Here is a 24,096-nt window from a genome sequence, read left to right as displayed (position 1 = left end):
TTGATTGACACCACCTAGAAGGGAACGATTTAGAGGAATTTTACTAACTCTTCATGCGAACCACCCTAAGCTTGAAGCCGACTTGGTTTTGAGCAGTCTTTTGCATCATTGATTCACGATTAGGGAATCGGCTGAAGAAAAATGCCGATGCCGTTCTGAACGCGAGCAGAACTGCGCGGGGGACGATCGAGAATTTGTCCTCCTAAATAAAGGGTGGTTGAACTGCCGCCATCTAAGTTCAGAGCATTAACGGCTCCTAACTGATTCATGATTTGAGCCATTTCTGACAAGGTTGCCCCCCTGCCGCCAATTCGGTTATGAACCGTCACCAGCAAGAGGGTGCCGTTTGTCGTTTGCCCGATCGCGCTACGAGCCGCCATTTCTCGAATAAAGGCATCACTAAACTGTTCTGCTTTTGCATCTAAAACAATGCGACCGTTTTGAATCAAGAGCGGCCCCGCCCCAGTAATATTCGGGTAAAGATTAAGATCAGCAGGAACCGTAGCGCTGTCAATCTGAAGCGAAGTGCCAATCGGCAAAGAAGCCGCGATCGCAGAATTAGAACGAATCACCAATAAATAACCGTCCGCAGGAATTGAAAAGAGACTTCCAAGTGCCCCTCCAGTTCGCTGCTCTGTCACCCGATTGTTTTGCACAGTAAGCACTATTTCAGCCTGTGAGAGAGCGGCATAGGTTGCTCCCCAAGCGGCGCTATAACGAGCCACACCCGCCTGAGAGTAACCACTATTCAATGACGTGAGAGGAAGGCGCTGTCCGTTAGAGGTGGTGATCGTTTCTTGAAGCGTTAAGCGATCGACTCTGGCTTCTCCCCGATCGTTCCAGGCAAACACGCCTCGGTTTAAAATCGGACTAGATAACCACTCACCGCTTCGACGAATCGCACCCAGCGGCAGTTGATTATTGCGATTAAAAAATCCGCCATTGATCGCAGCGCTGGCTTGAGCTTGTCGAGCCGTTTGGTTCAAGGGAGCAATTCCAGGAACGGTGGTCGGATTGGGGAGAATAGGTCGAAGCCGCAGCCCAGGCTGACGAGAATTTGCCTCTAACCAAACCACCGGAAATTGAGCCGTTCCTGAAGTCAGATATCGTTGCCGCCAGCGTAGCCCTGGTGCCCATAAAATGTCACGATCGACTAAATAATCAGGACGAACATCGAGAACGATCCGATTGGGGCTAGATAGCGTTGAAATTTGTGAACGCAACTCGATCGGAATGCCGACTCGAATGGTCGTGCGATCGCTGGTTGCCTCTAACTTAATTGACTTAATTTGTTTTCCCGGTTTGGCTTTAAAGCTTTGGATCAACGCCGGATCAGATTGAGCATCCAGGGTGATGACCAGTTCTTGACTTTGAGGATCGATTTGATAGGGAGCTGGATGATCGAGGTCAATTACAAGCCGTTCTCCATTCGGCTGCTGTCCTTGGCGAATTCCCAGCACTTTTGCAGATGGGGTAGAAATTTGCAGCGTGTTTCCTTGAGACTTAAGTTGCCAGCCTGATTGTTGAGCGAGATTGGTGATGTCAAGATAGCGAAAAGGAGCCACTAGACGAGTTGGAAGTGGAGGAGTCGGGGTAGCAAACCAGTCGATCGGTTGGTTCGTCGCAGTGGACGTGTTGAGTAATTGCGCTCCAAACAATTGCACGAGAGCGGCATCACTCAAACCGATGCGGGTTGCTCCTGCGCCTTGCCATTGGCTCCAAGGGAGTGTAAATACTCGCCCGTTTAGAGAGATTTGACTGACCTGTTGAATCGGCAAAGCTTGGGCAACGGTAGGAACTAAACTAGGTCGTGACAGCGTAGAAGGCGGTTCAGGGAAAGGAGTAGCGATCGCTGGAATCACGAATCCCACGATCGAAGTCACTGGGATAGAGAGGATTTTTATGAGGAGAGTCCAGCCTAAGAGAGGCAGTGCTGGCGATCGAGATCGGCTGCAAGTTTGAGTCTTAACCACAGGTTTTTTAATAACTTCAGACAGGTTTCTGAAAATGACTGAGCAAAGGCAAAAAATGTTCGCAGCGTAATTCTACTCATATTTTCGGATGTATCAGGAAACAATGACTTTCTGACTTCTGCTATTTCTAAACGCCCCTAATTTCAGCTAAATCTTAGTAGCATAGAGCTATCAACGCTTTGCAGAGATAGAGAATGTTTGCAATCTGGGGGATGTAGGGATTGTCAGAGAAGCAGATTTTTTATAATATCTTTACTCCTCCTCTCTAATTCGTCACTTTGTGAAAGCAGAATTTGGCTCTTTCAATCAGGTTTTTAAAAGTATTGGTCTACGCATTCTTTCTGAGAGAAGACTGATCTTATCTAGAATTTCTGCCTGAGTTTGTTGGTCAGCAGGCTTGACTAGCAAGAATTTTTACTCGATTGTGTGATCTATGTCAGTTATGTTCACATTTTCTTCATAAAGTTTCTAGTTAGATGTATCGATCGGCAATCAGCGTCAAAAGCGGGTAGAGGCAGCCCGACCCATTGCAGTCCTTTTTTCAGAACCATTTTCTCGTTGACAGTGAACGAAATGAGCTATCCCATGATTAAAGTCAGTGAAAATTTAGACAATCAGTCTCCTCAAGGGGATGCTGGGTATGCAGGTCAGCCTTGGCTCATCGAAGAACGGGATGCGTGTGGAGTCGGGTTTATTGCAGATCAACAGGGTCGGAAGAGCCATGATTTGGTAGAGAAAGCGCTATCTGCACTGACTTGTCTAGAACATCGGGGAGGCTGTAGCGCTGACCAAGACTCTGGGGATGGAGCAGGTTTGATGACGGCGATCCCGTGGGAGATTTTTGACGAGTGGGCAGACTCGATCGGACTTCCACCTCTACAAATGGCACACGTTGGAGTAGGAATGATTTTTCTGCCCCAAGATGAGGATGCCGCCACTACAGCGCGACAGATTCTAGAACAGGTTTTAGTTGAAGAAGGGCTGACCGTTTTAGGTTGGCGCGTGGTTCCCGTCAAACCTGACTCGTTGGGAGTTCAAGCACGAGAGAACCAGCCTCAAATTGAACAGATTCTAGTCCAGTCTGAGCAGCTTCAAGATGAAGATTTAGAGCGGCGGCTTTATCTGGTTCGCAAGCGAGTCTTGAGAGCGCTGGCTGAGAATGGCGACCTAGCGCTAGCAGAATTTTATGTATGTTCGTTCTCAAATCGCACGATCGTTTATAAAGGCATGGTGCGATCGGCGATTTTAGGCAGCTTTTACGAAGATCTGCAAAACACTGCCTATCAAAGTGGGTTTGCAGTTTATCACCGCCGCTTCAGCACCAACACGCTACCAAAATGGCCGCTTGCCCAACCGATGCGGCTGTTAGGTCATAACGGTGAAATTAATACTCTGCTGGGCAACGTTAACTGGATGAGAGCGCGAGAGGCTGATATTGCTCATTCCAACTGGGGCGATCGTATCTCTGAGCTAAAGCCCAGTGTGAACTCTGACAACAGCGACTCAGCGAATTTAGATAATGTCATGGAGTTGCTCGTGCGTTCTGGACGCAGCCCCATGGAAGCGCTGATGATCATGGTGCCAGAAGCTTATAAGAATCAGCCCGATCTGATTGACCACCCAGAGATCGTGGATTTTTATGAGTATTACAGTGGCATTCAAGAGCCTTGGGATGGGCCGGCTTTGCTAGTTTTTAGTGATGGCAAGCGCGTGGGAGCAACGCTCGATCGCAATGGTTTACGTCCCGCCCGTTATACCGTCACTCGCGATGGTTACGTTATGGTGGCATCAGAAGCAGGGGTGGTAGATATCCCTGAGTCTGAAGTGCTTGAAAAAGGTCGTCTGGGGCCTGGACAGATGATCGCCTTTGACTTGGAAACCCATGAAGTCTTGAAAAACTGGGAGCTAAAGCAGCGCGTCGCGTCGGCTCACCCTTATGGCGAGTGGTTGCAGAAAAATCGTCGCGATCTGCAAACCCAACCTGCTGTTGAAGCGTCTGTGATGACTGCTCAGGCACTGCTTGGCTATCAGACTGCTTTTGGCTACACCTCTGAAGATGTGGAGATGATCATTCAGGAGATGGCGGCTCAGGGCAAGGAGCCAACATTTTGCATGGGCGATGACATTCCTCTAGCGGTGCTGTCAGAGAAGCCTCATATGCTTTATGACTACTTTAAGCAGCGATTTGCTCAGGTCACTAATCCAGCGATCGACCCGTTGCGCGAAAAGCTGGTGATGTCGCTGACGATACAGCTTGGAGAGCGAGGAAATCTCCTAGAGGCAAAGCCTGAGTATGCAAAAATGCTCAAATTAGAATCTCCAATTTTAGATGAGGGAGACTTAGAGCAAGTTCAGAATTCTGGCTTTGAAGCGGCTAAGTTATCGACGCTGTTTGCGATCGCCACCGGACCCGAAGGACTCAGACGCGCCGTGACTGAGCTTTGTCAAAAAGCGACTGAGGCAGTTAGGGCTGGGAAGAAGATTTTGATTTTGAGCGATCGCCTCGACTCAACAGGCAACTTCAGCAATCTCAGCGCCGATCACAGCTACATTCCGCCTTTACTTGCTGTAGGAGCCGTTCACCATCACCTGATCCGACAGGGATTGCGGATGAAGGCTTCTTTGGTCGTTGACACCGCTCAAGCGTGGAGTACTCATCATTTTGCTTGCTTGATTGGCTATGGCGCGAGTGCTGTCTGCCCTTATCTGGCCTTAGAAACCGTTCGTCAGTGGTGGGGCGATTCTAGAACCAAGAGCCTGATGGAGCGAGGCAAGATCAAATCGGCAAGTCTGGCGGCAGTTCAAACCAATTTCCGTAAAGCCGTAGAAGACGGGTTGCTGAAGATTCTCTCAAAGATGGGAATTTCGCTGCTGTCGAGCTATCAAGGCGCACAGATTTTTGAAGCGATCGGCATCGGCGCTGACTTGCTCAATCTGGGCTTTTATGGAACGGCTTCTCGGCTAGGCGGCTTAACCGTTAACGATCTTGCCCAAGAAGTTCTATCTTTCCACTGCCGCGCTTTTCCTGAACTGGTGGGCAAAAAGCTCGAAAACTTTGGGTTTGTGCAATACCGTCCGGGCGGTGAATATCACATGAATAGCCCAGAATTGGCGAAGCATCTGCACAAGGCAGTGGCAACAAAAAGCTTCGACCACTATGAGCTTTATCAAAAACACCTGCAAAATCGTCCTTTGACTGCGCTACGAGATTTGCTCGACTTCAAGAGCGATCGTCCTTCAGTGCCGCTTGCAGAAGTCGAGCCTGTGACCGAAATTGTCAAGCGATTTTGCACGGGTGGAATGTCGCTGGGTGCGCTCTCACGAGAAGCGCATGAAGTGTTAGCGATCGCCATGAATCGCATCGGCGGCAAATCCAACTCTGGTGAAGGGGGCGAAGATCCGGTTCGATTCAACATTCTCAAGGATGTGGACGAAACCGGACTTTCTCCGCTGCTGCCTCACTTGAAAGGATTGCAAAAAGGAGACACGGCTAGTTCTGCGATTAAACAGGTAGCCTCTGGGCGATTTGGCGTGACACCCGAATATTTGATGAGCGCAAAACAGCTCGAAATCAAAATCGCGCAAGGTGCCAAGCCGGGTGAAGGCGGACAGTTACCGGGGCCAAAAGTTAGCCCTTATATCGCGATGCTGCGCCGATCGAAGCCCGGAGTCACCCTGATTTCGCCGCCGCCGCACCATGACATTTACTCGATCGAAGATCTGTCCCAGCTAATTTTTGATTTGCACCAAATTAATCCAGTTGCCCAAGTCTCAGTGAAACTGGTAGCAGAAGTGGGAATCGGTACGATCGCCGCTGGGGTCGCCAAAGCCAACGCCGATATTATTCAAATTTCGGGTCACGATGGCGGCACGGGTGCGTCTCCTCTCAGTTCGATCAAACACGCAGGCAGCCCGTGGGAACTCGGCTTAACCGAAGTGCATCGTGTGCTAATGGAAAACCAACTGCGCGATCGCGTCCTACTGCGCGTCGATGGGGGCATCAAAACTGGGTGGGACATCATCATGGCGGCACTGATGGGCGGCGAGGAATATGGCTTTGGCTCGATCGCGATGATCGCAGAAGGCTGCATTATGGCGCGAATTTGTCACACCAACAACTGTCCAGTGGGCGTGGCGAGTCAGAAAGAAGAACTACGGAAACGCTTTCCTGGCACCCCAGAACACGTCGTTAATTTCTTCTATTTTATTGCTGAAGAAGTGCGATCGCTGTTAGCTCGCCTGGGCTACCGCACTCTCAATGACATCATTGGTCGCTCAGACTTGCTGAAGCTGCGCGAGTCGGTGCAGTTAACTAAAACCAAGAGTCTTAACTTAGATTGTTTAGTTCGGCTCCCTGATACGCGTGAAAATCGGGACTGGCTGAAGCATGAACCCGTTCACAGCAATGGCGTTGTGCTAGATGATGAGTTGCTCAGTGATGCTGATATTCAGTCTGCAATTCAAAACCAGACTCATGCAGACAAAACTCTAAAAGTCGTCAACACCGATCGTACAGTGGGCGCTCGGTTGGCAGGGGCGATCGCCAAGCGCTATGGCAACACAGGCTTTAGTGGTCAAATCACACTTAACTTCGAAGGCAGTGTGGGTCAAAGCTTTGGAGCGTTCAACCTTCCTGGCATGACCCTTAACTTAGTGGGTGAAGCCAATGACTATGTAGGCAAAGGGATGCACGGCGGCGAAATTGCCATTCAGCCTAGTGCGGACATCACTTACGATCCTGCTCAGAGTGTGATTATTGGTAACACTTGCCTCTATGGTGCGACGGGTGGCAGCTTATTTGCCAACGGGCAAGCGGGTGAACGATTTGCAGTTCGCAATTCTCAAGCGCAAGCCGTGGTTGAAGGGGTCGGTGATCACTGCTGCGAATATATGACAGGCGGCACGATCGTCGTTTTGGGTCGAACGGGTCGCAACGTTGGTGCAGGCATGACGGGCGGTTTAGCTTACTTCTTAGACGAAGACGGCAGCTTCCAATCGAAGGTCAACTCAGAGATTGTGAAAGTCCAACGAGTGAGCGCGCCTGCGGGTGAGCAACAATTGAGAGAGTTGATTGAAGCACACGCCGATCGTACCCACAGCCCAAAAGCCAAGGTAATTTTGGCAAACTGGTCAGATTATCTACCTAAGTTTTGGCAGGTAGTGCCACCGTCTGAGAAGGACACGCCCGAAGCCAATCCTGATGCTGAAGTGAAGGAATTAAGCTCGGTGCAATAATCTCAAAATTGGAAAGCTGTTAGTTCGAGCCGTTAGCGATCGCTGACGGCTTTTTTGATTTAAACCGCTAAAAGCATATTTCCAAACACAATGGCACAGTAGCCCATTCCCTTTTCTGAAATACAATTGAATGAAGTTGAGCTGTCCTGCTAATTTTCATGAATGACAGTGCTGCCTTGAAGTCAATCTTGCTGTTAGCTGCCAATCCCAAAGGGACAGTAAGTTTGCGCTTACAAGAAGAGGAACGGGAAATTAAGGAACGGCTGCGTTTAGTGGGATATGGCAAAGTACCCATCAACTCAACTGGAGCAACCCGAACTAGAGATATTCAGCAAGCAATGCTGGACTTTAAGCCACAGATTGTACATTTCACAGGTCATGGGACGGGGAAAGATGGTTTAGCGTTTGAAGATGGGACAGGACAACTTAAACTGGTTAATTCAGACGCATTAGCCAGTCTATTCAAACTTTTCTCCAGTCGTGTGGAATGTGTTGTTTTGAACGCCTGTTACTCAGAGTTTCAAGCCAAGGCGATCGCTCAACATATTGATTATGTGATTGGGATGAATCAGGCGATCGGCGATCGGGCGGCGATCGAATTTGCTGTCGGCTTTTACACTGCTCTAGGTGCTGGAGAATCAATTGAATTTGCTTATGAATTAGGTCGTAATGCTATTCAACTGGAGGGAATTCCAGAACACTTAACCCCAGTTCTTTTTGTAAAAAATAAAGATGAATCTATCAGCTTGAATTTAGGAGAATTACAGGCTCAATCACCTGTACTCCTTCCGGAGCGGAAAACTTCTCCTCCGGAGAATGATGCTCAACTATATAACACTCCGTTTGAAGGAGAAATGGCGCGTCATTCTCTTGAGCCTACTTCTGTAAACTGGCATACATGGCTCCCAGTATTGATAAGAAGAATTGCAGTATTGATTCCCACAACACGTACTTCTTTCTGGCGACGATGGGTTCTCTCAACTACTTTAGGAGTAGCTTTAGGAGCTTTTGCAAGTTTTTTAGGAGGAATTCTGGTTGGTTTGGCGCAATGGCTTGTACTGAGAAAATTAATTACCAGACCAAATAGATGGGTTTTCGCAACTGGAGTTGGTTGGGCTTTAGGTAGGATTTTAGCCGCGCTGATATTTTCAAATGCTACTGATTATTCGATGGGTAGCATTTTAGCTGTTATATTTGGAACTCCATTTACGTTTGCTTTACTAGGACTAGCGCAATGGTTTTTCCTAAAAGAGCGGTTTGCTGATGCTCGATGGTGGATTTTCGCAACTACTGTAGGTGGAACTATAGGCGTGGCTTTAAGCGTAGCTATATTCTCTGCGATCCTAGTCATAGCACCTAATATAAGTTCGGAGTCAGATAGAATTACTTTGACAATAATTTTAGGAATCATAGGTTTTACTGTAGGTGTAACTATATTCGGGGCTACAACGGGAATTGCAATGGTTTGGTTGTTAAAGCAGTCACGCAGTAAAGTGCATGTTGATTCACAGAAAGCACCGCCTAGTTAAACCTATAAGAGAAAAGCAAAGGATTTTGGGAGAGGCTATTCTCATGACGACTCGCGAAGCTACCATTGCCAAATTGCAGCAATTGCCTGAGCCGCTCTTGCAGCAAGTCAGCGACTTTATTGACGTTTTGACCGAAACACAACAGCAAAGTCTAGCCATCGGTAATCCTCAAGACCAACTTACTGAAGCATGGATGCGATGGTTTGAGTCTGTCGATCGTCTAGAAGTCACACCAATCGAGTCAGTCAGCGACTATCAGCAACTCCTGCTAACTAAATATCGGCAACAGGGTCTAGAGCTATGATTCTTTGCGATGCTGGGGTCTTGCTCTGTCTGGTCGATCGCACCCAACCCCAACACAAAGCTTACCGAAGTGCAGTGATGCAACTTGCCCCTCCTCTCCTCACAACCTGGTCTTGCCTGACGGAAGTTATGTATTTGGCTCTTCATCGCGGTGGGTGGACAATGCAAAAACAATTAGGAAAACTGCTTTTGGACAAACTTCTAATGACTTACGAAATTCAGGAGAGGGATTACAGCCGTTTGTTGGAGTTGATGGAGCAGTATCGCGATCGACCAATGGACTTAGCAGATGCCTCACTCGTTCTAGTGGCTGAGAAGACAAGTACTCGGCAAATTCTCACTCTCGATTCGGACTTTCTGTTCTATCGTATTGGAAATCGGGAGACTTTTGATGTTATTCAAGTTCAGTGATTAAGCGATTAAATCTCTGAGCAAAAACGCCGCCTAACATAGCCTTTAAGCCAGACGAGCCGTAACCCAAGTTAAAATCAATGGATAAAGTTGAAACGAGGTTAAGCCTATGACAGTTCGGCAACCCCGCTACAGCAAAGAGGAATTCGCTCGACGCGGCGATGAGATCTATGAATCTCAGGTGCGCTCTCAAGTTGAGACAGGCAACCACGGAAAAATCGTCGCGATCGACATCGAAACCGGAGCCTTTGAAGTTGCCGAGAATACGATCGCAGCCATCGATCGACTCTATGAATGCTACCCCGATGCTCAACCTTGGGTGATTCGGATTGGACATCGAGCAGTCTATCGCTTCGGTTCCCGGAGCCTGAAAAAATCAGTATGATGCAGTGAGGTGGAACGTTAGGCGATGGCAGTGAAGTCATCTTTGAAATGTACCGTGCAACTGTTATTTGGGATGGTCAGATCCAAGTTGTGGATGTGGCAGAATCGGAAGCAGATCCATTAATGGGAATGAGTTTGCTGTATGGATTTAAACTTCAAATTGAAGCGATTGAGGGTGGAGTCGTTACTATCGAAGCTTTGAAGTAATGTCAAACCGAAACAAACTATGACTGCACTCGTTGTAAATTTGCGCCCCACGATCGACCTGACCGATGAGCAGTTCTTCCAACTGTGTCAAAACAACCCAGAGTTACGCATTGAGCGCACGGCAACCGGAGATTTAGTGATTATGCCACCGACAGGCAGCAGCACCGGAAAACGCAACTTCAATCTGATTACACAGCTTGGAGTTTGGGCTGAACGGGATGGTTCTGGCGTTGGTTTTGATTCTTCGACGGGGTTCAAATTGCCCAATGGTGCAGACCGTTCCCCCGATGCCGCTTGAATTTTAAACGATCGCTGGAACGCCTTGACATCCGAACAACAGGAACGGTTTGCCCCGATCGCGCCCGATTCTGTGATCGAGCTACGCTCACGAACAGACTCGTTAGAAATGCTAGAAGCGAAAATGCAGGAGTATCTAGAGAATGGCGTTCGGTTAGGCTGGCTGCTTGATCCGCAAACTCCGCAAGCAAAAATCTGGCGTTGCTGAATCCAGGTATGAACCGCTAGATTTACCCTCACCCTAGCCATCTCCTTTTGGGAGAGGGAACAAGACTTCTGGCTCCCTTCTCTTTGGGGAGAAGGGTTGGGGATGAGGGCAATTCATACCATCGTTCAGCAACGCCGCAAAAATCTATCGTCAAGGGCAGCCCATTGAGACTCTACAGTCTCCGATTACACTCTCAGGTGAAAATGTGCTTCCGGGGTTTGTTTTAGATTTGAGTCGAGTTTTTTGTTAAGGATCAAGTTTTTCTAGGTAGAGTCGGACGATCGCCCCCACTACTTCATCAACACTGAGATGATCAGTTTGAATCTCGATCGCATCGTCTGCCTTTCTAAGCGGCGAAATTGCACGGGTGCTGTCTTTACGATCGCGCTCAAAAATCGATTGTTCTAACTCGTCTAAGCTGATCTCGCCTTTGCCCTGATTTTTGAGATCTTGCTGTCTGCGTCTGGCTCGTTCTTGCACCGAAGCCGTTAAAAAGATTTTCACTTCAGCATCAGGAAAGACGCAAGTTCCGATATCACGACCTTCGATCACAATGCCGCCACTGCTGCCATAGCGTTGTTGTTGTTTGACTAGAACCTTTCGCACGATCGCATGAGCAGAAATCGCCGAGACATTCGCCGTCACGTCTACATCGCGAATCTCTTCAGTGACATCTCGATCGTTGATAAAAATGCGCTTTGAGCGTTGAGCATCTGACTCGTAATCTTTAAACTCAATGTGACTTTGACTGACCAATTCTGCGATCGCTGGCTCGTCATCCACTGCAATTCCAGATTGCAACACTAGCCACGTCAGAGCGCGATACATGGCTCCCGTGTCTAAATAAAACAGGTTTAGCTGCTCGGCAACTCGACGGGCAACCGTAGATTTTCCAGCCCCAGCCGGGCCGTCGATCGCCAAAATCGGCTTACGAGTCCGCAGCAAAACGTTGTCAATCAACCGAGTCGAACCGAGGCGGGCAGCCACCGCCAGTAACCCTGCTTCTTCAACCACTTCCACAGGCGCAAGGGTCATTGGATGAACTAACTCAACATATTCGGTCTTCATGGCTGGCACCTTCTCCAGTTCTTTCTTTACTGCCTGAATTAAGTTAGCACTCAAGCGCTCCCCCGATCGAAAAGCTTTCTCGGCTTGAGAAAGTCCTTGATCAAGCGCGATTGCCTGCTGGCGCTCCTCTGCACGTAAATATTGGTTGCGCGAACTCAACGCCAACCCATCTGGCTCTCGCACGATCGCGCACGGCACAATTTCGACGGGTAAGTTTAAATCGGTCACTAAACGCTGAATGATCGCCAGTTGTTGAGCATCTTTGCGTCCAAAATAAGCACGATCGGGCTGAACTAGATTGAGAAGCTTAGTCACGATCGTTGCCACGCCTTCAAAGTGTCCGGGTCTAAAGGCACCACACAGCCCAGAAGTCATGAACGTTGGGGGAATTACCTGAACAGAGTGCTGGCGATCGATGCCCAATTCTGCTGCCGTTGGCGCAAAGATTACATTGACTCCAGCTTGTTCACAGAGTTGTTTGTCTCGCTCTAGGGTGCGAGGATATTGCTGAAAGTCTTCATTGGGCCCGAATTGCAGGGGGTTGACAAAAATTGTGACCACCACGCTTCTATTTTCTTGTCTAGCCCGCCGAATCAAACTGAGATGCCCTGTGTGCAAAGCACCCATCGTTGGCACGAGTCCAATTTCTAGGCTATTCAAGTCATTTGAATAAGATTGACTTCTTCGGCAGAGGTCTAGGTAGCAGCGCAAAGCCGCAACAGTCGTAAACAGGCGCACCGGAACCCCCAAAAATGATTTCGCTCTTCGCCTCTCTTAGTGTATAGAATTCTCTCAAAGATGTGGAGGGAGGAATTGTGAAGGAATCAGACCAAATAATTTGACCCTCATTTCTTTTTGAAAAGCGCGCTACGATCGCACTCAACAGCCTCTTGACAAAACTTCATGAACTTTTTAACTCAAATTCTGCACATAGCGGGGTCTGGAGCGGTGGCATTTATTTCCGCTCGGAGCCTGAGAGATTTGTAAACCCGACCCAATGTTTTGGCTGGGTTTCAACTAGCAGAGTCTGGCTCGGTGCCGTTTCTCGAAGCGCTGCGCGATCGTGCTCAAGCTGAGGAAAATTCTTGGTTAGCTGAACGGCTCGATCGCCATGCTTCTGATGAGCGGCGGCATGGGCAAATTTTTGCTCACGCGCTCAAACAACTCAATAAGCACGTCATTGATTTCAAAAAGCTGCCTCAAAAAACGGTCGATGGCAAACTGGATGAGCGCAAACGCAGTCCGTTTTTTGATGCTTATTTTCAGGGCTATTCTCAAGAGCAACTCAAGCCTCAAAATATGGAGTGGGCAGTGTTTTTTGCGAGTACTTATATTCTGGAGTTAGATGCCAGTAAGGATTTCCTGCGAATGGCAAACACCTTGCCAGAAGATGAATCTCATAGCGCCAATCTGAAGAAAGGAATGACAAGTATCGCTCAAGATGAAACGGGTCATGCGGCTTATTTACGCGAAGCGATGGAGCGTTATTTAGGATTGGCGGCAACCGAGCAAGCGATCGATGAATGGCGCACCCGCAAAGTCAATGCAATGTTGGCGATGGTGACCAATTTCGTTCAGAAAGGTGGTCAAATGGCATCAATGGTCGAAGAGGGTGCGCCCGTGGAGATGGAGACATCTTTGACTTCACAAAGCAACTCGGTTTTAGAGAAAGTTGCGGCTTAGAAGGGTGTATTGGCAAGCAGCGATCGGGCTTGAGAATTTTTTAGGCGCGATCGCTGCCCGTCGATCGTCTACAAATCCGTCTCATAAAGGCTTTACAATGGTTTACAATAGCAAAAATAGCTTTTATCTTTAGATCATGCAGGTAGCGCCCACAGTTACTTCCGTACCGGGTCAATATTGGAGTTGGCGACAGCAGCCCATTTATTACGTCAAAGCAGGACAGGATTTGCAGCGTCCGCCTCTGCTACTCATTCATGGGTTTGGGGCATCAACCGATCACTGGAAAAAAAATGTGATTGGGTTGAGCCAACATTTTGAAGTCTGGGCGATTGACTTGCTCGGATTCGGACGATCGGGCAAACCTGACTGGGAATACAGTGGCGATCTTTGGCGTGATCAGCTTCACGAATTTATCACTGAGGTGATTGGAAGACCTGCGGTTTTAGCTGGCAACTCATTGGGTGGCTATGCGGCTCTCTGTGTTGCTTCGCAGCGTCCCGAATCGGCAGCAGGATTGATTCTGATCAATAGTGCGGGCCCCTTTACTGACCTTCAGGGCACTACAAAACCTGATCCCATTCGCAAGGTGATGGGCGAAGTTGTGACCACCCTGTTTCGGCAAGATTGGGCGAGTTTCCTGCTATTTCAATACATCAAACAAAAATCGGTGATTCGCAAGACTTTAGAGAAGGTTTATCTCGATCAAAGTGCCATTACCGATCAGCTAGTCGAAGATATTTATCGTCCGTCGTGTGACATCGGCGCTGAGAAAGTTTTTGCGTCTGTCTTTCGCACACCCCAAGGCGAAAAAGTGGATGTGTTGCTCAATCAACTGACCAAGCCGCTCTTAATGCTCTGGGGTGAAGGCGATCCCTGGATCAATGCACGAGAACGCGGTGAAAAGTTTCGCAGCTATCACCCTCGACTAACGGAATATTATCTGAATGCGGGTCATTGCCCTCACGATGAGGTTCCCGATCAAGTGAATGAGTTAATTCTCAATTGGGTAACGGATGTAGCCAATCACACTTAGGCTCCTGGCTCCCAGTGCTGCACACCTAAGCGCAAAATTGAGAGGGCGAGAATCATCAGAAACATCACCAGCCCGATCGTGCAGGCATAGCTGATTTCTAAACTCTGGAAGGCTTGCTCATAGACGTAATAGACGATCGTCTTAGAACTATTGAGCGGGCCGCCCTGAGTCATGATGTAAATCTCTTCAAAGACTTTAGTGGCCGAGATCGCCGAGATCACAGCCACTAAAAGCAAGTAAGGACGCATCAATGGGACGGTGATATCCCAATGTTTGCGAAACCCATCAGAACCGTCGATCGCTGCTGCTTCATAGAGATCTTCTGGAATTGACTGTAACCCCGCCAGATAGATCACCATGTAGTAGCCTAATCCTTTCCAAACCGTCACCACCATGACGCTAAAGATCGACCAATCAGGACTGGTTAGCCACGGAATTCCTTCGGCTGAGAGCTTAGACAGCTTTAGAAACTGATTGAGCAACCCGTTATCGGCGTAGAGCCACTTCCAGGCAATGCCCGCAACCACCATTGAAATGATCACTGGTGTATAATACGCGACTCGAAACCAGCGAATTCCTCGCAGCTTTTGATTGACTAAAATCGCTAGACCTAACGGAGCTGTCACTAAAATTGGGACAACGCAAACCAAATAAAGGAGAGTATTTCGCAGCGTTTGCCAAAAAATCGGATCAGCCCACAAGCGACGAAAGTTGGCGACACCAATCCACTGGGGTGGGTCAATCAAGTCATAGCGCGTGAAGCTGAGATAAAAAGCCTGTAGTGCTGGATAGAAAACCGTCAGCCCTAAAATTAACAAAGCGGGCAGCAAAAACAGATAGGGAGTCAAGTGCTGTTGATGAATGCGCCAGCTTTTGGGCAATTGCTTATACACGATCGTGCTATTCCCAATCGTCTGCATCGACCCGCTTAATGGTGCGGCGCGGGGGCAACACTTGCGACTTGCGGCGAGCAGGCAGATAGTTTGGATAGTCGTCGTGAATCACCTCGATCGTGCGCGAGGGTCGCTGCTGACGAGAAAATAAAACAAACATTCCCACCAGGGCAAGACCGCCCCCAAACGCCAGCAGCATTCCGCCTAACGCCCAGAGAATGCCTGTCATCATCGGGTTAGAAGCAGTCTGCTCTAAGTTTAAGGGTTGCCCCTGGACTGATTTTCCAGGAATTGGCATCACGCCGTTATTTTTGCTTTGGGCATTCAAGGTTTCAATTAGCGCTTGCTGGCTTTGAATCTGCGCCTTCAGTTGCTCGGTCTGCATGCGCTGCTGCTCAAACTGTGCCCTGAGTTGCTCGGCTTCTACTCGCTGTTTCTCTAAATCATAGACCGTCGGTGCGGCTGTCGTAGAAGGCATCCCCGCAGCAGGCAAGGTCGCTGTCGGATAAGGTTGAACCGGATAAGCCTGAGGCGATGTAAAACTAGGCGCAGTCGCACTGACACCACCCTTCAACAGAATGATGGCGGCTAACCCTGCTAATGCGGCTCCTCCTAAAAACGAAGTGGTATCGCTCATCTCCTCACACCTTCACGTCTGGATTGAATTTTAACGGATAAACCTTGGGTCTGAAACTCTATTCAGCGATCGGTGACTCAATCCAGGAACACTCTAAATTCATGACACCAGTTTACCTTGCAAAATGCCAGGGTTAAGATGTTTGCCTCTATTCAATAACACAAATTTTCATTTGTCTACTCAAGTTTATCCAGAATTAGCGAAATAAATCATAAATAATGAGTTTGTTCAGCCAGAACTATCAGAATTTTGAAGATAAGAAGGGGTGCGATCGGAGCAAGATTTAGCTGCTTTTTAGCGTGTCCCATGATCAGGCAAACAGAACGACTGATCAGGATTGTAGCTGACACAAAATCAATCCAAACCACTGCTTGGCATCCGTCCAAACCTGTCGCGATTTTAGCCCCTTGCTCTCAAGATCTTGCTGAATTTTTGTCAGGCTAAATTTACGAGAGATTTCACTCAAAATCGATTCTCCTAGCGCAAACTCAACAGTCAACCCTAATGATTTGAGTTGAGCGACTTGAGACTGCACACTGCGAAGGTGCATTTCGATTTGGTGTTGAGACTCGTTATAAAAAGCGAGATGCTCAAACTGAGTTAGATCAAATGTGCCCTCAAAGCGGTGATTGAGATGACGCAGCATGTTGAGATTAAAGGCTGCGGTGATTCCCTGGCGGTCATTGTAAGCCGCTTCTAGTTGAGCCTTTGACTTTTGCAAATCGATGCCTAATAGAAAATATTCACCCGGTTGCAGCGCGTTTTTAATCTGTTCGAGAAACCGATCGCATTCCTGCGGGTTGAGATTGCCCAATGTGCTGCCAATAAAGCAGATCATGCGCGTAGGCAAATGACTGGGTGCTAACCGTTGGAGGGCGAGTTCATAAGTGCCGACCAAGCCGTGAACCTGCAAAGCTGGGTAGTCAAGCAGCAGACTTTGAGCGCTGCTTTCGAGAATGCCTGCACTAATGTCGATCGGACAATAGCAAAGAGAATGCCCGGCTGTTTGATAGGCATCCAGTAAGAGTCTGGTTTTGGTAGAACTGCCGCTTCCCAATTCCACTAGTTCGCAGGTGCCTGTGATCTCAGCAATCTCAGAAGCACAACTTTGCAGAATCTCAGTTTCGGTGCGCGTTAGATAATATTCTGGCAGGTCGCAAATTTGTTCAAAAAGTTGAGAACCACGATCGTCATAAAAATATCGCGGCGGCAGCGTCTTGGGCTGTTGACTCAACCCTTGAATCACGTCACTACCGGGATGCAATTCTTCGTCTGAGGGTCTGGCGGTGTTGACGAGATGCTCGATCTGCAACCGTTCTTCTAACGAGTAAGCTGGCTGCTGAGGTTGACGTGCAAAAACTTTCCGCCCTGCGGATTGAAACGTTGACATATCTCTTTCCTTATTTCCTCACATTCCGTTTCTGATTAACGCTTGCTCTAGGGGGCTGAGTAACTCCCTCACAAGACAGAATCTTTAATGACTGTAGCGCTTAAGCACTCTGGATTGGCATCGCTCACACAGCGAAACCCTGACAGCATTTGTCGCATGTGAGGGTAATACCAGTTGCGAAAGGCACACCGCATCGCCCAGGGACGAGTTGCCCAACTGCCGCCTTTAAGCACTCGATGTTCGCCATCAAAATAGACTTGAGAATAGCCTGGGTAAGGATAACTTTCAAATTCTGCATAGCGATCGAACCAGGTTGCCGTCCATTCCCAAACGTTGCCTAGTAAATCGTAGCAGCCAGCGAGATTTGCAGGGTAGCGATCGACGGGCGTAGTTGTACTCCACTCATGACCATAGTTGCAGCGAGTTGCATCAGGAAACTGATCACCCCAAGCATAAAGCGATCGGGTTCCAGCTTGCGAGTTCCAGCTTGCGGCTTTTTCCCATTCTGACTCGGTGGGCAGTCGCTTGCCCACAAATCGAGCATAGGCTTCTGCTTCGTAATAGCTGACCCCGCAAACGGGATGATTGGCGTAAGTTGGATCTTCTCGCCAGTAAAGCGGGTGCGTCACAGGATTTTTTTGTAGCCATTGCCAACCCTCTGATGACCACCAACGCACATCTTGATAACCGTTTGATTGAATGAACGATCGATAGGCTTGATGGGTGACAGGGGTGCGATCGATGCAATAAGTCTCTAAATAAACTTGATGCACCGGGCGTTCATTATCGAGTGCGTCGAGCGATTCATTTCCCTGCTCAAAATATCCGGCAGGAATGCAAACCATCGAAGAGGTTTGAGGTTTAAGATTGGATTGAGAACGCGAGAGTTCAGGACGCTTTTTTTGTAATTCTAAAATTAGCGCGACGGTTTCACAGTGTTGGCTCTCGTGTTGCAAAATCCATCTCCAGAGCCGTTCTTGTTGATCTAGAGGCGCGATTTGCAAATAGTCAAAAACCTTTGCTCTGACTGCCTTGAGATAGTCACACACTTCTGAGAGGGGAGGCAGTTTGACGCGATCGCCCTTCGGCATTCCATCTTGGGCAAACAATCGGTGATATTCGGGAAACAAAGGACGATCGCCAGCACTGTGTTGAAGCAGCCAAAGCGCCTCGGTGTAAGCAATGTGCCCCAAATGCCAGCCTACTGGACTGAAATCGGAATGCGGTTGACGGCAGAAGGTTTCGTGATCCATGCCGTCAAAGAGCGCTAACGTTGCGGTGCGGCAGGCGTGCATCCAGTCAGCAATGCATTGTCTGCGATCGACCAGATCAGAGAGATTGGACTTGAAAGTTAAAGTCATCTTGAACGGTAAGGAGGCTACGATCGGGCAATAAATTCCAGTCGCCAGGAAATAGCGGCTCAGAGGCAATCACAACCGCGTCAGGCAGAGTCAAATCGTCTCGCAGCCAATAAAGCGTTGGAACGGGCGTGTGACTTGCAAATCGAGACGCAACGATTTGATGACCATCAGTGACGATCAGATTAGCTGAAAACGAAGTGTGATGCTTCTCTCCTAGCTCTGTCAAAATGTCGAGAGTCTGCCGTAAAGCGCCTGTGAGGCTCAAATTAGGATCAGACAACAACTCATCAATTAGCAATGCAAAAATATGCTCAGAGTCGGTCGAGCCTTGAATGAATTGATAGGCAGTGTCGCTGAGACGATCGCAAATCGGCCGATACAACGTTTGCCGAAAGCTTTGAATAAAACCATTGTGCATTCCTAAAAGGTGAGAATGCTGAAACGGCTGACAGTTACTCAGATCTACGGCAAGACCCGCCGTAGCACTGCGAACCGATGCCAGAGTGCAGCCCGACTCAATATATCGGCTCAAACTGGGCAGGTTGACATCGTTCCAGATCGGCAGCGTATTTTTGTAAATAAAAGGTTCGATCTGACGGTGCGGGTGATACCAACCGATCCCAAACCCGTCTGCGTTGAGCAGTCCTGCTGTCATTTCGCGAGGCTGATAGCTTTGCACGACGAGAGAATGGTCAGGTTTATAGAGCAGCCGATCGAGTTGAACGGGCGAACCGAGATAGCCTAAAAGACGGCACATTTGGGTTAGTGAAGATTTGTTTCCCGATCGTGCCACACGAATCTAAATTTAGGGGAATTTATTAAGGTTGACTTTCGAGAGATTCTTAATGGCTGAGACCACGATCGTTAAAAACCTTTGCAACCCACACAACCATGTCAGACAATCAACCTCAACTCACGCCTACAGAACTGCGCGAATGGCAACAAAGCCTTGAAGAGGCAAATCGACACAATATTTTCTGCCACTGTCGAGAGTGCAACTATGAATGGGTTGCGTCTAAACCTGAAGCGTGTGTTTGTGGCAGTAAAAGCATGGAATACATCTCCTGTTGGCAGTTTCCAGATGGTTGAGCCGTTAGAACGATACATCGAACGTCTGCGAAGACTTAGACTATCGGGAGAACACTTGGGAGTAATGCTGATGAGCGACAATGATTCTTCACAATCTGATCAGGAGTGGTTCGATCGCGGGAAGGAAGATGCTTGGGCAGGTAAATCAAAGCAGCCACCAGAGCATGATCCCCAGGCTGCTAGTCTGTATGATTTAGGCTACAGCGAGGGAGAGATTGAACGCCCACCGACCAGCAAGCCATCTGCTGACGCAGAAAAATCATGAATCTATTTTTTGTGGATTAACAATACGCTGCGATGTCTTCACCACACACATCAGCCAAGTAGCAAAGCGCTTTGAATCGTAATCCCACCAGTTGTTCATAAAACGGGTTCAGTTTGCACATTGGGGGAATGTGCAGTAAGACACGATCGAAGCAGCGAATATCCCGTTCAAATGGGCATTGGGCAGGAATGAGACGACAGAAGAAATGGGCTGTTTTGGCGTTGCAAATCTCGATTTTGTCGAGTTTTCGGGCGATCGGTTGAAGAAAGCGAACTGCGAATTTATGGGAGGTAAGGGATAGCATGATTAATCTCCTGAGCCGTTGATGGAGCATTTTGGCTTCAATGGCTGCTACTGATTTATACGCTTGTGCTGGATAATTTATGCAACAAAGTTAGGATCGTGATGCTTGATCTCCTTAATCACTACCGAGCAGGAATGGCAGCGTATGACTATTGCCACCCTCCAACCCTTCAATCTCAATGGGCAGCATTCACGACAGAACTGAAAGAATTTATTGCAGAACCCAGCTTAGAAGAGGCTTGGGATGTCCTACATTCTTTTGGTCGATTGGTTTGGAAACTGACAGGAATTCCGCTTCAACGGCTGGCTCATCCCACGGTGCGAAAGCATGGACAGCGCTATGCAGAAACGGGTTGCATTCGCAGTCGTCGTAACTGTGAGGGGCGTTGCTGCTGAAACGATCGCATCCTTGTTCTAGGGGAAGGTGAAGAGTGATGCCGTAGATAGGTTTTTAAAGTTACAGGAAGAGCCGTATTTTCACTTATAAGAATTCTAAAGTTTCCGCCTAATCCCACTTTCTTGAGAGATTATATGGAAGGATTAGCGGGATAATGCCTCTATTCCGGTTCAGCCCTGAGCTAAACCGATTAGCCAGTTGTGAGAACTGAGTGTTGAGATTGTGATTCTCGTCAGCTTCTCACTGACTTGACTGTAAACAGAGTTTTTCAAAATAAGCTAAAGGCACGATATTCATGTCCACCAAATCTGAAATTCAATCTGGGTCAATTAAGGCAAATTTGAGTAATCTGTTTGGCTTAATTGCCATGGGAACAATAGTCTCGCTTGCTGGTTTCAGCCAAAAGACAGTAGCGCAAAATACCAAGCTTCCGATGACGATTCACTGGTCAGACAACGAAGTCTTTTTCTTAGATGTGCCAAATAAAGATGTTAGTCGTCCAGCCTATGGCGCGAAACTCAAACTCTATGATGCACATGTTGCCAAGATGTTTGAAGTTACTCAACACCTTTGCCAGAGGGAGCCGAAGCGAGCAGGCTACAGTTGGATTTATGAAAAGAACGGAGGTCGTACACGTATTGGCGGGTTTGAAATTAGCTGTGATTTAGCCAACGATATTGCAATTGCATACGGAGCTGGAAAATCAGAGAGTACAACGGTTGAGTGTTCTCGTGGAGGTAGAGCCTGTCCTTCTAAAACCTACAGCGTTCCCATTCTAAATATTACGGGTGGCAAAGTGAATTCATGGATACAGTTTATGTCGAGGTTTAAACCAACTTGGTAGCAGGATTAGTCAGTGTCGTAAAGGTGGGGCGCTCCCATCGTTTGCTGCTCAAACATCTTAAAGAGCGATCGGTAATGCTATTCCAAGCCAACTAATCTACTCGTCACCCTTTCAACTTCCAGTCTAGACACTCGATCGAGACACAAAGATTCTCAGTTGGATGATGGAAAGCGTTGCAAGTGTTTGGTTCACCGAATTTGACTCCAGGCATGAGATAAGAGCAAGTTGAGCAAGAACGAGCAGAAACATCTGGTTTAGACAACGTGGGATTGACACTCCTTTGCTGTCGAGCTTCTTCCAAAATCTGATGTCGATGTTGAGGAGAGATTGCACTCAAAACTTTTAATATCTGGTTCATTACCTTTTCCCTTCTCCTGCTTTCTTGGCTTAATTCTAGCAATTTTGGTCTGAGATCATTTTTTCCATTCGCGTTAGTGTTAGACAGTTAGTTTCATTAAGACTTTGACAACCAGAGAATTCTTCCGAGCGTCCCACTCACCATTCCTAAGCTTCCCAAAATTGCCCAAAGTTTCCAGGGTCGATGGGTTCGTACACTCAGGATATTGGCTTGAGGGGTCGTGAGAAATCGGTCAATCTGGTCACGTTGGGCGAAGAGTTGAGCATTGGCAGTTCTCGACCCATTGCGGGTGAATGGAATCTCGTCGTGTGCTTTTGTGTTTAAGACAAGTCGAGCAACGGAACCCCGATAAAGGCTCCATTCCATCTGCACGTTGGTTTTGATCAGGTCAGATTTAGCGAGATAACGGGTGTTTAGATTGCCCATCAGCGGTTCGCGGGTGAGTTCGCAGATCACCTGGTCAGGTTGAGGGCGACAGTTGAAGTGAACTAATTCACCCAGATCTGCGATCGCGATTCCCCCAATTCCCAAAATGATTGACATCAAGAAAGCCGTGACACCGAGTTTTAAGAGAAGCTGGGAACGATTCACAAAAGGATGAGTGCTTGATGTTGGGAAAATCTCATTTACCTAAACGTTTAGGATCGTGGATTAAATAACCTGTCAAACTTGTAATCAAATCTTTTGATTCGTCATGGCTGAGATCTTCGCCCCCTAAATCCCCCATTCATGGGGGACTTTGAGCCAAAATTTCCGGTTTCAAAGTCCCCCAAAATGGGAGATTTAGGGGGCACAAGCCGACTCCAACGGAGTCATCAACAAACTTATCTACACTCTAGTTGAGTCCGAGAAGTTGCACCTTAATAAATTCACGTTCCTTAGATCAGTCTAAGAGGCGATCGTCAAGAAAATTCTCGTCATCATAAAGTTTTGCAATCCTATCGCAAAACAATTAATACGCTTGCCCCAACGGCTTCTAATTGCCGACGAAACTGATCGGCCGTCGGCTTCGCAACGTTTTCAGCAATCAGAATGGGACTGGCTCGACTTCCTTTAATCACCCGTTTCGCAGGTTTCTCATCCAATCCTGTAAGCTGCTGGATGACGCGCACTACGTCTTGTCGAGTCCGAGGCGGAACGTATTCTAGAACGACATCATAGGTTTCTTCGCCCGCGATCGACTTCAAAGTCGGCGTGTTGAAGTCTCCATCAAAATAATAAAAGACTCTGCCTGCTTCACTGACGTTAAACGCAGCATTAAATTCTCTGGCACGCTCATCTAGATAGATTTTTGCTTCAGCACCGCTAATGTTTGCCTCCATTGAGAAGCGCAAGATGTTGATGTTTCCGTCCCCTTGGCGCAGCAGATTAAAAAATACTCTTTGAAGACGATCGCGCTCCAATTTTTGACTTTGACGATGATTGTTCAAAGTGAGCCAACTTCCGATCGCGACAGGCAAAATTCCGTAAAAAATAAGAGTCGCAATATTGATCGATCGCGCCGAATCCGTTAAGGAATCGCTCTGCTGAATCAGGTTCCAAATACACACGAGACTAATCGGCAACCCCATGCCTAACAGCATCCCCGCTACGATCGTGTTCACTCGCCTCATGGTTTCGGCTAATGGTAGTTCTAGTGCGATCTTAGCGGTTGCTGACGAGTGTTAGGCGTGGCGATCGTGAGATTAACGCTAGGCTCCTTTTACAATGAATCTAAAAACTTCGATTTATCATTCCGTGATTTTTGCAGCAATAGATAGCGAGTAATTTTAGCGTCTGGAATGTTTAAATCTTCAGAAATTCTCACATCGAGACCTCTTATAGCGATTATCTACAAAAAGCTGGAGTTTCCTTCAAGGATATCGCTACTATCTCGCTCTATGCAGCCGCTTCTGGTGTGACGAATCTACCCAAAAACAAGACAATCCCAGTGTGCTTCTCACGAATTAGAAGAATAAAGGGATGATTAGCCTGAAAAACGGCGGGGCGGTGGTAGACTCCTCTCTACTAAAAAGTGAAGAACTTGAGCCATTTGCCGTCCTGTCTCTCCATGAGCACCAGCATAGGTCATAGCGAATGCCACAGATACGCTGTATGGGAGAAAAGAAGAGGTTATCTTTTCCTTGCAATGCTTTGTAAAGGTCAAGTGCAAAAGCAGTGTTTTCTTGCACAATCGCTACAGTGCTTGGATCAACATGCTCTCTAAAATCCCCTTCTCTAAATTTGCT

At 47.9% G+C, this 24,096-nt stretch carries 25 protein-coding genes and 2 pseudogenes; 14 read left to right on the top strand and 13 right to left on the bottom strand.

What is annotated here, in order from left to right; genetic code table 11:
• Window positions 1–119 precede the first annotated feature (119 nt).
• The gene (locus tag BRW63_RS02060; RefSeq protein WP_106253885.1) at window positions 120–1,973 is read right to left on the bottom strand and encodes a phosphodiester glycosidase family protein; all 1,854 of its coding nucleotides are present in this window, start codon (window positions 1,971–1,973) and stop codon (window positions 120–122) included.
• Window positions 1,974–2,546: 573 nt separating this feature from the next.
• Between BRW63_RS02060 and BRW63_RS02055 the strand changes: the two genes are divergently transcribed.
• From BRW63_RS02055 to BRW63_RS27100, 7 genes and pseudogenes are all read left to right on the top strand, one after another.
• Window positions 2,547–7,208 (top strand): glutamate synthase-related protein, encoded by a 4,662-nt coding sequence (locus tag BRW63_RS02055; RefSeq protein WP_083582621.1) that lies wholly within the window; start codon window positions 2,547–2,549, stop codon window positions 7,206–7,208.
• A 158-nt stretch (window positions 7,209–7,366) separates the two neighbouring features.
• Window positions 7,367–8,737 carry a CHAT domain-containing protein gene (locus BRW63_RS02050; RefSeq protein WP_073069221.1) on the top strand — a complete coding sequence of 457 codons (1,371 nt, stop codon included), beginning with the start codon at window positions 7,367–7,369 and terminating at the stop codon, window positions 8,735–8,737.
• Between the two features lie 43 nt (window positions 8,738–8,780).
• On the top strand, window positions 8,781–9,041 hold the full coding sequence (locus BRW63_RS02045) for a hypothetical protein (RefSeq protein ID WP_073069220.1): 261 nt from the start codon (window positions 8,781–8,783) through the stop codon (window positions 9,039–9,041).
• Window positions 9,038–9,451 carry a type II toxin-antitoxin system VapC family toxin gene (locus BRW63_RS02040; protein WP_073069219.1) on the top strand — a complete coding sequence of 138 codons (414 nt, stop codon included), beginning with the start codon at window positions 9,038–9,040 and terminating at the stop codon, window positions 9,449–9,451. Before BRW63_RS02045 ends, BRW63_RS02040 begins: the two co-directional genes overlap by 4 nt.
• 109 nt (window positions 9,452–9,560) lie before the next feature.
• Window positions 9,561–9,836 (top strand): hypothetical protein, encoded by a 276-nt coding sequence (locus BRW63_RS02035; RefSeq protein ID WP_073069218.1) that lies wholly within the window; start codon window positions 9,561–9,563, stop codon window positions 9,834–9,836.
• Between the two features lie 47 nt (window positions 9,837–9,883).
• On the top strand, window positions 9,884–10,042 hold the full coding sequence (locus BRW63_RS02030; protein ID WP_219898285.1) for a hypothetical protein: 159 nt from the start codon (window positions 9,884–9,886) through the stop codon (window positions 10,040–10,042).
• 19 nt (window positions 10,043–10,061) lie between these two features.
• A pseudogene (locus tag BRW63_RS27100) lies at window positions 10,062–10,547 on the top strand (Uma2 family endonuclease).
• Window positions 10,548–10,793: 246 nt separating this feature from the next.
• On the opposite strand, the gene BRW63_RS02015 reads toward BRW63_RS27100, so the two are convergent.
• The gene (locus BRW63_RS02015) at window positions 10,794–12,353 is read right to left on the bottom strand and encodes a bifunctional pantoate--beta-alanine ligase/(d)CMP kinase (protein WP_073069215.1); all 1,560 of its coding nucleotides are present in this window, start codon (window positions 12,351–12,353) and stop codon (window positions 10,794–10,796) included.
• Between the two features lie 264 nt (window positions 12,354–12,617).
• On the opposite strand from BRW63_RS02015, the gene BRW63_RS02010 reads away from it, so the two are divergent.
• From BRW63_RS02010 to BRW63_RS02005, 3 genes are read left to right on the top strand one after another with little or no spacing between them, the layout of a single operon-like run.
• Window positions 12,618–13,298, top strand: a complete 681-nt coding sequence (locus tag BRW63_RS02010; RefSeq protein WP_223257269.1) for a ferritin family protein — start codon at window positions 12,618–12,620, stop codon at window positions 13,296–13,298.
• A gap of 4 nt (window positions 13,299–13,302) precedes the next feature.
• Window positions 13,303–13,431, top strand: coding sequence for a hypothetical protein (locus BRW63_RS29415; RefSeq protein WP_262983510.1), 129 nt, complete (start codon window positions 13,303–13,305; stop codon window positions 13,429–13,431).
• 3 nt (window positions 13,432–13,434) lie between these two features.
• On the top strand, window positions 13,435–14,331 hold the full coding sequence (locus tag BRW63_RS02005) for an alpha/beta fold hydrolase (RefSeq protein WP_073069214.1): 897 nt from the start codon (window positions 13,435–13,437) through the stop codon (window positions 14,329–14,331).
• Here the strand turns inward: BRW63_RS02005 and BRW63_RS02000 are convergent.
• From BRW63_RS02000 to egtC, 5 genes are all read right to left on the bottom strand, one after another.
• Window positions 14,328–15,251: a carbohydrate ABC transporter permease gene (locus BRW63_RS02000; protein ID WP_073069213.1), complete on the bottom strand. Its 924-nt coding sequence runs from the start codon at window positions 15,249–15,251 to the stop codon at window positions 14,328–14,330. The two genes, BRW63_RS02005 and BRW63_RS02000, sit on opposite strands and share 4 nt — an antisense overlap.
• Complete coding sequence (locus tag BRW63_RS01995; RefSeq protein ID WP_073069212.1) at window positions 15,232–15,861, bottom strand: SNF7 family protein; 630 nt, start codon at window positions 15,859–15,861, stop codon at window positions 15,232–15,234. The genes BRW63_RS02000 and BRW63_RS01995 overlap by 20 nt, the downstream gene beginning before the upstream one ends.
• 331 nt (window positions 15,862–16,192) lie before the next feature.
• Window positions 16,193–17,251 (bottom strand): L-histidine N(alpha)-methyltransferase, encoded by a 1,059-nt coding sequence (egtD, locus tag BRW63_RS01990; RefSeq protein WP_073069211.1) that lies wholly within the window; start codon window positions 17,249–17,251, stop codon window positions 16,193–16,195.
• Window positions 17,252–17,319: 68 nt separating this feature from the next.
• Window positions 17,320–18,612: an ergothioneine biosynthesis protein EgtB gene (gene egtB, locus BRW63_RS01985; RefSeq protein ID WP_223257268.1), complete on the bottom strand. Its 1,293-nt coding sequence runs from the start codon at window positions 18,610–18,612 to the stop codon at window positions 17,320–17,322.
• Window positions 18,581–19,369: an ergothioneine biosynthesis protein EgtC gene (gene egtC, locus BRW63_RS01980; protein ID WP_073069209.1), complete on the bottom strand. Its 789-nt coding sequence runs from the start codon at window positions 19,367–19,369 to the stop codon at window positions 18,581–18,583. Before egtC ends, egtB begins: the two co-directional genes overlap by 32 nt.
• Window positions 19,370–19,503: 134 nt before the next feature.
• On the opposite strand from egtC, the gene BRW63_RS01975 reads away from it, so the two are divergent.
• Complete coding sequence (locus BRW63_RS01975) at window positions 19,504–19,701, top strand: hypothetical protein (RefSeq protein WP_073069208.1); 198 nt, start codon at window positions 19,504–19,506, stop codon at window positions 19,699–19,701.
• Window positions 19,702–19,771: 70 nt separating this feature from the next.
• The gene (locus BRW63_RS01970) at window positions 19,772–19,966 is read left to right on the top strand and encodes a hypothetical protein (RefSeq protein ID WP_181314312.1); all 195 of its coding nucleotides are present in this window, start codon (window positions 19,772–19,774) and stop codon (window positions 19,964–19,966) included.
• 16 nt (window positions 19,967–19,982) lie between these two features.
• On the opposite strand, the gene BRW63_RS01965 is transcribed toward BRW63_RS01970, so the two are convergent.
• Window positions 19,983–20,270 (bottom strand): Mo-dependent nitrogenase C-terminal domain-containing protein, encoded by a 288-nt coding sequence (locus BRW63_RS01965; RefSeq protein ID WP_073069207.1) that lies wholly within the window; start codon window positions 20,268–20,270, stop codon window positions 19,983–19,985.
• A gap of 101 nt (window positions 20,271–20,371) precedes the next feature.
• On the opposite strand from BRW63_RS01965, the gene BRW63_RS01960 reads away from it, so the two are divergent.
• Complete coding sequence (locus BRW63_RS01960; protein WP_073069206.1) at window positions 20,372–20,665, top strand: hypothetical protein; 294 nt, start codon at window positions 20,372–20,374, stop codon at window positions 20,663–20,665.
• Between the two features lie 296 nt (window positions 20,666–20,961).
• The gene (locus BRW63_RS01955) at window positions 20,962–21,510 is read left to right on the top strand and encodes a hypothetical protein (RefSeq protein WP_073069205.1); all 549 of its coding nucleotides are present in this window, start codon (window positions 20,962–20,964) and stop codon (window positions 21,508–21,510) included.
• Window positions 21,511–21,613: 103 nt separating this feature from the next.
• Here the strand turns inward: BRW63_RS01955 and BRW63_RS27470 are convergent, their stop codons facing one another.
• From BRW63_RS27470 to BRW63_RS29860, 5 genes and pseudogenes are all read right to left on the bottom strand, one after another.
• Window positions 21,614–21,868 (bottom strand): hypothetical protein, encoded by a 255-nt coding sequence (locus BRW63_RS27470; RefSeq protein ID WP_143161988.1) that lies wholly within the window; start codon window positions 21,866–21,868, stop codon window positions 21,614–21,616.
• 96 nt (window positions 21,869–21,964) lie between these two features.
• A complete protein-coding gene (locus BRW63_RS01950) occupies window positions 21,965–22,411 on the bottom strand; it encodes a hypothetical protein (RefSeq protein ID WP_073069204.1) in 447 nt (148 codons plus the stop codon).
• 395 nt (window positions 22,412–22,806) lie between these two features.
• Entirely contained in the window at window positions 22,807–23,481 is a 675-nt protein-coding gene (locus tag BRW63_RS01945) for a ribosomal protein L7/L12 (protein ID WP_073069203.1), read from the bottom strand.
• A gap of 265 nt (window positions 23,482–23,746) precedes the next feature.
• Window positions 23,747–23,845, bottom strand: a pseudogene (locus BRW63_RS29865) (serpin family protein); the annotation flags it as partial.
• Window positions 23,835–24,014: a serpin family protein gene (locus tag BRW63_RS29860; protein WP_223257267.1), complete on the bottom strand. Its 180-nt coding sequence runs from the start codon at window positions 24,012–24,014 to the stop codon at window positions 23,835–23,837. The gene BRW63_RS29860 and the pseudogene BRW63_RS29865, both read right to left, overlap by 11 nt.
• Window positions 24,015–24,096 lie beyond the last annotated feature (82 nt).

It is taken from the genome of Phormidesmis priestleyi ULC007 (assembly GCF_001895925.1).
GTDB classification, from domain to species: Bacteria; Cyanobacteriota; Cyanobacteriia; order Leptolyngbyales; family Leptolyngbyaceae; genus Phormidesmis_A; species Phormidesmis_A priestleyi_A.
The sequence above is the reverse complement of the archived record's forward strand: the minus strand, read 5'-3'. Positions and strand labels throughout refer to the sequence as shown.